The organism is Streptomyces sp. NPDC060209 (assembly GCF_042728155.1).
Lineage (GTDB): Bacteria > Actinomycetota > Actinomycetes > Streptomycetales > Streptomycetaceae > Streptomyces.
On record NZ_JBHWZS010000035.1, the window covers coordinates 39,459 to 45,510 of the forward strand.

The 6,052-nt window shown below is 69.9% G+C and carries 8 protein-coding genes; 7 read left to right on the forward strand and 1 reads right to left on the reverse strand.

The window, feature by feature from the left end; all coding sequences use genetic code 11:
• Window positions 1–46: 46 nt before the first annotated feature.
• The 4 genes from ACFWFI_RS10170 to ACFWFI_RS10185 all read left to right on the forward strand — a co-directional run bounded on the left by ACFWFI_RS10170 (window position 47) and on the right by ACFWFI_RS10185 (window position 3,601).
• The gene (locus ACFWFI_RS10170) at window positions 47–700 is read left to right on the forward strand and encodes a response regulator transcription factor (protein WP_014153613.1); all 654 of its coding nucleotides are present in this window, start codon (window positions 47–49) and stop codon (window positions 698–700) included.
• 7 nt (window positions 701–707) lie between these two features.
• Complete coding sequence (locus ACFWFI_RS10175; RefSeq protein ID WP_387387651.1) at window positions 708–1,940, forward strand: sensor histidine kinase; 1,233 nt, start codon at window positions 708–710, stop codon at window positions 1,938–1,940.
• 404 nt (window positions 1,941–2,344) lie between these two features.
• The gene (locus tag ACFWFI_RS10180) at window positions 2,345–2,641 is read left to right on the forward strand and encodes a DUF4193 domain-containing protein (RefSeq protein ID WP_003965732.1); all 297 of its coding nucleotides are present in this window, start codon (window positions 2,345–2,347) and stop codon (window positions 2,639–2,641) included.
• A gap of 12 nt (window positions 2,642–2,653) precedes the next feature.
• Window positions 2,654–3,601, forward strand: a complete 948-nt coding sequence (locus ACFWFI_RS10185) for a hypothetical protein (protein ID WP_387387653.1) — start codon at window positions 2,654–2,656, stop codon at window positions 3,599–3,601.
• 4 nt (window positions 3,602–3,605) lie between these two features.
• Here ACFWFI_RS10185 and ACFWFI_RS10190 read toward each other — a convergent pair whose 3' ends face one another.
• Window positions 3,606–4,061 carry a DUF3093 domain-containing protein gene (locus tag ACFWFI_RS10190; RefSeq protein WP_387387655.1) on the reverse strand — a complete coding sequence of 152 codons (456 nt, stop codon included), beginning with the start codon at window positions 4,059–4,061 and terminating at the stop codon, window positions 3,606–3,608.
• Between the two features lie 58 nt (window positions 4,062–4,119).
• On the opposite strand from ACFWFI_RS10190, the gene ACFWFI_RS10195 reads away from it, so the two are divergent.
• Genes ACFWFI_RS10195 through ACFWFI_RS10205 form a run of 3 tightly spaced genes read left to right on the forward strand, consistent with a single transcriptional unit; the run spans window position 4,120 to window position 6,003 of the window.
• A complete protein-coding gene (locus ACFWFI_RS10195; RefSeq protein WP_387387657.1) occupies window positions 4,120–4,704 on the forward strand; it encodes a PaaI family thioesterase in 585 nt (194 codons plus the stop codon).
• On the forward strand, window positions 4,704–5,231 hold the full coding sequence (dut, locus tag ACFWFI_RS10200; RefSeq protein WP_387387658.1) for a dUTP diphosphatase: 528 nt from the start codon (window positions 4,704–4,706) through the stop codon (window positions 5,229–5,231). The genes ACFWFI_RS10195 and dut overlap by 1 nt, the downstream gene beginning before the upstream one ends.
• 1 nt (window position 5,232) lies before the next feature.
• Window positions 5,233–6,003, forward strand: a complete 771-nt coding sequence (locus ACFWFI_RS10205; RefSeq protein WP_387387660.1) for a DUF3710 domain-containing protein — start codon at window positions 5,233–5,235, stop codon at window positions 6,001–6,003.
• The last annotated feature ends 49 nt before the right edge of the window (window positions 6,004–6,052 follow it).

Below are 6,052 nucleotides of genomic sequence, written 5' to 3' on the forward strand. Positions count from 1 at the left end.
GAGGGCCGCTCGCCGTTTTTTCGGAGATCTAGGGAAGGACTGCGCCGTGCGCGTACTCGTCGTCGAGGACGAGCAGCTGCTCGCCGATGCGGTGGCAACCGGGCTGCGCCGGGAGGCCATGGCCGTCGACGTCGTCTACGACGGAGCGGCGGCTCTCGAACGGGTCGGGGTCAACGACTACGACGTCGTCGTGCTGGACAGGGACCTCCCGCTGGTGCACGGCGACGACGTCTGCCGCAAGATCGTCGAGCTCGGTATGCCCACCCGGGTGCTCATGCTCACGGCGTCCGGTGACGTCAGCGACCGGGTCGAGGGACTCGAGCTCGGCGCGGACGACTACCTGCCCAAGCCCTTCGCCTTCAGCGAGCTGACCGCACGGGTACGCGCCCTGGGGCGCCGCACCACGGTCGCGCTGCCGCCCGTGCTGGAGCGGGCCGGCATCAAGCTCGACCCCAACCGCCGCGAGGTCTTCCGGGACGAGCAGGAGATCCAGCTCGCCCCGAAGGAGTTCGCGGTCCTGGAGGTCCTGATGCGCAGCGAGGGCGCGGTCGTCTCGGCGGAGCAGCTGCTGGAGAAGGCCTGGGACGAGAACACCGACCCGTTCACCAACGTGGTGCGGGTCACCGTCATGACCCTGCGCCGCAAGCTGGGCGAGCCCCCCGTCATCGTCACCGTCCCCGGCTCCGGATACCGGATCTGAGGGCGTGATGGCAGCCTCCCCGGCGCCCATGAAGGCACCCCCGAAACCGACCTGGGAACCCAAGGCGCAGGAGTCCCCGTACCCCTGGCTGCGCCCGACCATCCGGATACGGCTCACGCTGCTGTACGGCGGCATGTTCCTGATCGCGGGCATCCTCCTGCTGTCGATCATCTACATGCTGGCGGCGCAGGCTCTCGACGTGGGAAGCGACCTGCCGTTCGAGGTGGTGAACGGCCAGGTCACCAGCCAGGTGTGCGATCTGCCGACGAAGGCCAGTCCCGACACCTTCAACGCGGCCCTCAACGCCTGCGCCAACCAGCAGCGCGACCACGCGCTCGACTCCCTGCTGAACCGTTCGCTGCTGGCCCTGGTGGGTCTCAGCGTCATCGCCTTCGCCTTCGGCTACGCCATGGCCGGCCGCGTCCTGTCGCCGCTCGGCCGGATCACCCGCACCGCCCGCAGGGTGGTCGGCACGGACCTGACCCGGCGGATCGAGCTGGACGGGCCGGACGACGAGCTGAAGGAGCTCGCGGACACCTTCGACGAGATGCTGGACCGGCTGGAGCGGGCCTTCACGGCCCAGCAGCGGTTCGTGGGCAACGCCTCGCACGAGCTGCGCACGCCCCTCGCGATCAACCGCACGCTGCTGGAGGTCCACCTCTCCGACCCCGAGGCCCCGCCGGAGCTCCACCAGCTGGGCAAGACGCTCCTGGCCACGAACGAGCGCAGCGAGCAGCTGGTCGAAGGGCTGCTGCTGCTCGCCCGCAGCGACAACCAGATCATCGAACGCAAACCCGTGGACCTGGCCGAGGTCGCCGACCGTGCCATCGACCAGACCCTGGCCGAGGCGGCGGCGAAGGGGGTCGAGGTCCGCGGCGAGCGTGCTCAGGCCGTCGTCCAGGGAAACGGTGTCCTCCTGGAGCGGATCGCGCTCAACCTCGTGCAGAACGCCGTGCGCTACAACGTGGCCGAGGACGGCTGGGTGGAGGTCACCACCGAGCTCCAGCACGGGCAGGCGCTCCTGACCGTCTCGAACACCGGCCCCGTGGTGCCCGCCTACGAGATCGACAACCTCTTCGAGCCGTTCAGGCGGCTGCGGACGGAGCGCACGGGCAGCGACAAGGGGGTCGGGCTCGGCCTGTCGATCGCACGATCCGTCGCGCGGGCCCACGGAGGCCGTATCATCGCGGAGCCTCGCGAGGGCGGTGGTCTCGTGATGCGCGTCACCCTTCCGGTCTGAGAGGCTTCACGGTGTGAAGCCGCATTGGATCGCTCTGTTCGCTTTGGGCGGAATTTTCGAACCCTGTTTCCGTTCTGTCCCTGTGTGATCGATCACAGAAGCGATTTTCGGTACCTCTACTCTCCGTGATCACAGATCTGCCCGAAAGCCTGGAAACGTCCGGGTTTCCGGGGGTCGATATCACGGGAAGTACACGGGGTGGCGCCCGTGAACAGCAGCAATCGGACCGTGTACGGTCCCCATCGCCACCCAAGCTGATCGCTCACGAGAGATCCGGTTGGGTGTCGATTGAGTAACAGACCTTGATGTGAGGCAAAATCTCCGCCTCAGGTCGGGCACAAGTCCGGCCTCTCACGCGTTACGTGCGCTGAGACACCGCAGACACCCAAGAGGGGGAGAGCGACATGGCAACGGATTACGACACCCCACGCAAGACCGACGACGACGTGGACCAGGACAGCCTCGAAGAGCTCAAGGCTCGTCGGAGCGACAAGACGGCATCCGCCGTCGACGTCGACGAGTTCGACGCGGCAGAAGGACTGGAGCTGCCCGGAGCAGACCTGTCCAACGAAGAGCTCGCCGTGCGGGTCCTGCCCAAGCAGGCCGACGAGTTCACCTGCATGAGCTGCTTCCTCGTGCACCACCGCAGCCAGCTGGCGCGCGAGAAGAACGGCCAGCCCATCTGCCGCGACTGCGACTGAGGGCCTCCGGCCGTGGCAGGCGACACACCGTTCCGGAAGCGGCGCTTGCGGCGCACGAAGTCGTCGGAGGCACATCAGGGCGGCACAGGCCCGGCAGAGGGCGAGAGCCCCACTGCCGAGCACCAGGCCGCCCTGCCTGCCTCTCCCGGCAGTACACCTGACGACGAGCGGGGCCGTCCGGCCTCGCTCGAAGTGGCAAGGGCGGCGGACCCGCCACCCGGGCCGGAGCAGGACGGACCGGCACGATCCGGCCGCCTGCACAAACTGAAACGAGGCGTACGCAGGAGCAGGGAGAGCGCCGCGGCCGCGGTCGGCATGGTGGCCGACCGGATCATCGACACGGCTCCCCGTGTCCCTGTGCGGGACCTCGCCACCCTGCGCAGGCAGTTCCCGGGGCTCGGCCCCGAAGAGCTCGCCGACAAGCTCGTCGCGGGCGCCTGCAACGCCACGGCGACCGTCGGCGCGGGCATCGGGGCGGCGGCGATGATGCCCGTACCCCCCGCCATGCTCGCCGAGCTGGCAGCCGAGATCACCGGTGTGGCCGCCGTCGAGATGAAGCTCGTCGCCGAGCTCCACGAGGTCTACGGCCAACGCCCCCCGGGCAACCTCGGCCAGCGCAGCACCGCGTATCTGACGTCCTGGACGGAGGAGCGCGGCATCGACGTCTCACGGCCCACCACGCTCAACGCGGCGCTGGGCGGGCAGATGAAGCGCGAGCTGCGTCAGCAGATCATGAAGCGCACCGTGCGCGACCTGCCGAACCTCATCCCGTTCATGATCGGTGCCGCCGTCGGCGCGATGATGAACCGGCGGGACACCAGGAAGCTCGCCGACCGGGTCAGGAGCGACCTGCGGCGCCAGCAGATCCCCTGGGACCGCCTCCCGGAGCTTCCTCCGCTGGAGCAGCCGGCGAAGCCCGCCAAGGAGCTGCCCGACGGACTGGACGACCCCGGCCGCTGACCCGTCAGGCGGGTACGGGCGCCAGAGCCGCCACCAGAGCCTGCGGCTCCCGGGTCGACAGATAGACGTACGGCGTCGGGTCCGCCGGATCCGTGACCTTCACCCGCACCGCCGTCGGGATGTAGCTGCGCAGCAGCATGAACGCGCGGGTGTCCGCCTTGTAGGTGCGCCAGGCGCGCGCCTCCTCGCCGTCCAGCACCTCGGCGTCACCGAGTGCCTCCAGCGGGATCCGGGCGTCGCCCGCGACGAGTGCGCCCGCCACGACGCGGATGCGCGCGGAGCCGTACGAACTGACGCCCACGCACGCCGCTGCCGTACCGGCGACCAGGCCACCGAGCATGGGCAGGAGGCCGAGCGGCAGGAACATCACCGCGCACGCGACGCCGATCCCGAAGGCGATGAGCCACCACGAACGGGGCGCTGTGAGACGTTCGTCGAAGGGAGGTGCGGAAGGCTGCATGAAAGCAAGCTTGGCACGGCGCGACCAGCGGTCGGCCGCGCGGGTAAGGTCTGCGGCTGTGAGTGGAACATCTGCACGTCTGACACCCCCGGCCGACGCGGTGAAGCCTGTCCGCCATCCCGACGCACCCGCGCCCGGGGAGCTTCTCGGCTCCCACTACGAACACTGTTTCGGCTGTGGTGGCGGACAGCCGCACGGACTGCATCTCCAGGCGACGGCCGGAGAGGGCGTGAGTGTCACCGCCGAGTTCACCGTGAAGCCCGCTCACCAGGGCGCTCCGGGGCTGGCACACGGTGGTGTCCTGGCCACGGCGATGGACGAGACGCTCGGCGCGCTGAGCTGGCTGCTGCGGGTGATCGCCGTGACCGGACGGCTGGAGACCGACTACGTCCTGCCGGTGCCGGTGGACACGGTGCTCTTCCTGGAGGCCGAGGTCACCGCCGTCCACGGCCGGAAGATCTACTGCCGTGCGACGGGGCGGACCGGCGGCCCCGAGGGGCCCGTCGCGGTCCGGGCGGAAGCCCTCTTCATCGAGGTCAAGGTGGACCACTTCATCGACAACGGACGGCCGGAGGAGATCCAGGCCGCGATGTCCGACCCCGACCAGATCAGGCGCGCCCGTGCCTTCGAGGTGAACCCCTGATGCGCCACCCCGTCGACGTACTCATCCGCCGGGTCGACCCGGACGTGCCGATCCCCGGCTACGGACACCCGGGTGACGCCGGTGCCGATCTGGTCACCACCGAGGCCGCCGAGCTGGCCCCGGGCGAACGGGCGGTGCTCCCCACAGGGGTGTCGATCGCGCTGCCCGACGGGTACGCCGCCTTCGTGCATCCCCGTTCGGGCCTCGCTGCCCGCTGCGGAGTGGCTCTCGTGAACGCCCCAGGGACGGTCGATGCCGGGTACCGTGGGGAGATCAAGGTCATCGTGGTCAATCTCGATCCACGCGAGACCGTGAGGTTCGAACGGTTCGACCGGATTGCCCAACTGGTCGTCCAGCAGGTCGAGAAGGTGCGCTTCCACGAGGTGACGGAGCTCCCCGGCTCGGCGCGGGCCGAGGGGGGCTTCGGATCCACCGGCGGCCACGCCGCGGTGGACGGCGTCACGGGCGGTAACACCCAGGGTGGGAACAGCTACGCTTCGGTCGTATCCGACCGGGAAGGACATTGACGTGTTCGGACGTCGCAAGAACAGTGGTTCCGCCAAGGACACGGCGGACGAAGCGCGCGAGACCGAGCAGGTCGCCGACGAGCTCGACGACACCGGAGCCGGGAACGGCTCGCGCCGCACGAACCTTCCGCCGGCCCCCCGCCCCGACGGGCCGTGGGACATCTCCGAGGTCTCCCAGCCCGGCGAGGGCAGGGTGGACCTGGGCGGCGTCTTCGTGCCCGGGGTCGAGGGCATGGAGCTCCGCGTGGAGGTCGCCGGTGACGCGATCGTCGCGGCCACCGTCGTGGTGCGCGACAGCGCGGTCCAGCTCCAGGCCTTCGCCGCCCCCAAGAAGGAGGGCATCTGGGGCGAGGTGCGCGAGGAGATCGCCTCGGGCATCACGCAGCAGGGCGGGATCATCGACGAGGTCGAGGGCCCGCTGGGCTGGGAACTGCGCGCCCAGGTCCCCGTACAGCTTCCGGACGGGAAGAACGGCGTACAGCTGGTGCGCTTCGTCGGCGTCGACGGACCGCGCTGGTTCCTTCGCGGCGTGATCTCCGGCCAGGGCGCGGTGCAGCCGGAGGCCGCCGGGCTGCTGGAGACGATCTTCCGGGACACCGTCGTCGTCCGTGGTGAGGGTCCGATGGCCCCGCGTGACCCGATCGTCCTGAAGCTTCCCGAGGACGCCCAGATGGTGCCCGAGGGCGTGCAGCAGGAGGACCAGGAGAGCTCGAAGTTCTCCGGCGGCATGGGCCAGCTCCAGCGCGGGCCCGAGATCACCGAGGTGCGCTGACCGCACCCCCAGCTCGTTCCGGCCGGTGGGCCGCACCCCGGGGAGGGGG

What these genes read in the sequence shown, in the direction of transcription:
- ACFWFI_RS10180 (WP_003965732.1), top strand. Translation starts at nt 2,345, where the DNA reads ATGGCAACGGATTACGACACCCCACGCAAGACCGACGACGACGTGGAC.
- ACFWFI_RS10175 (WP_387387651.1), top strand. Translation starts at nt 708, where the DNA reads ATGGCAGCCTCCCCGGCGCCCATGAAGGCACCCCCGAAACCGACCTGG.
- ACFWFI_RS10190 (WP_387387655.1), bottom strand. Translation starts at nt 4,061, where the DNA reads ATGCAGCCTTCCGCACCTCCCTTCGACGAACGTCTCACAGCGCCCCGT.
- dut (WP_387387658.1), top strand. Translation starts at nt 4,704, where the DNA reads ATGCGCCACCCCGTCGACGTACTCATCCGCCGGGTCGACCCGGACGTG.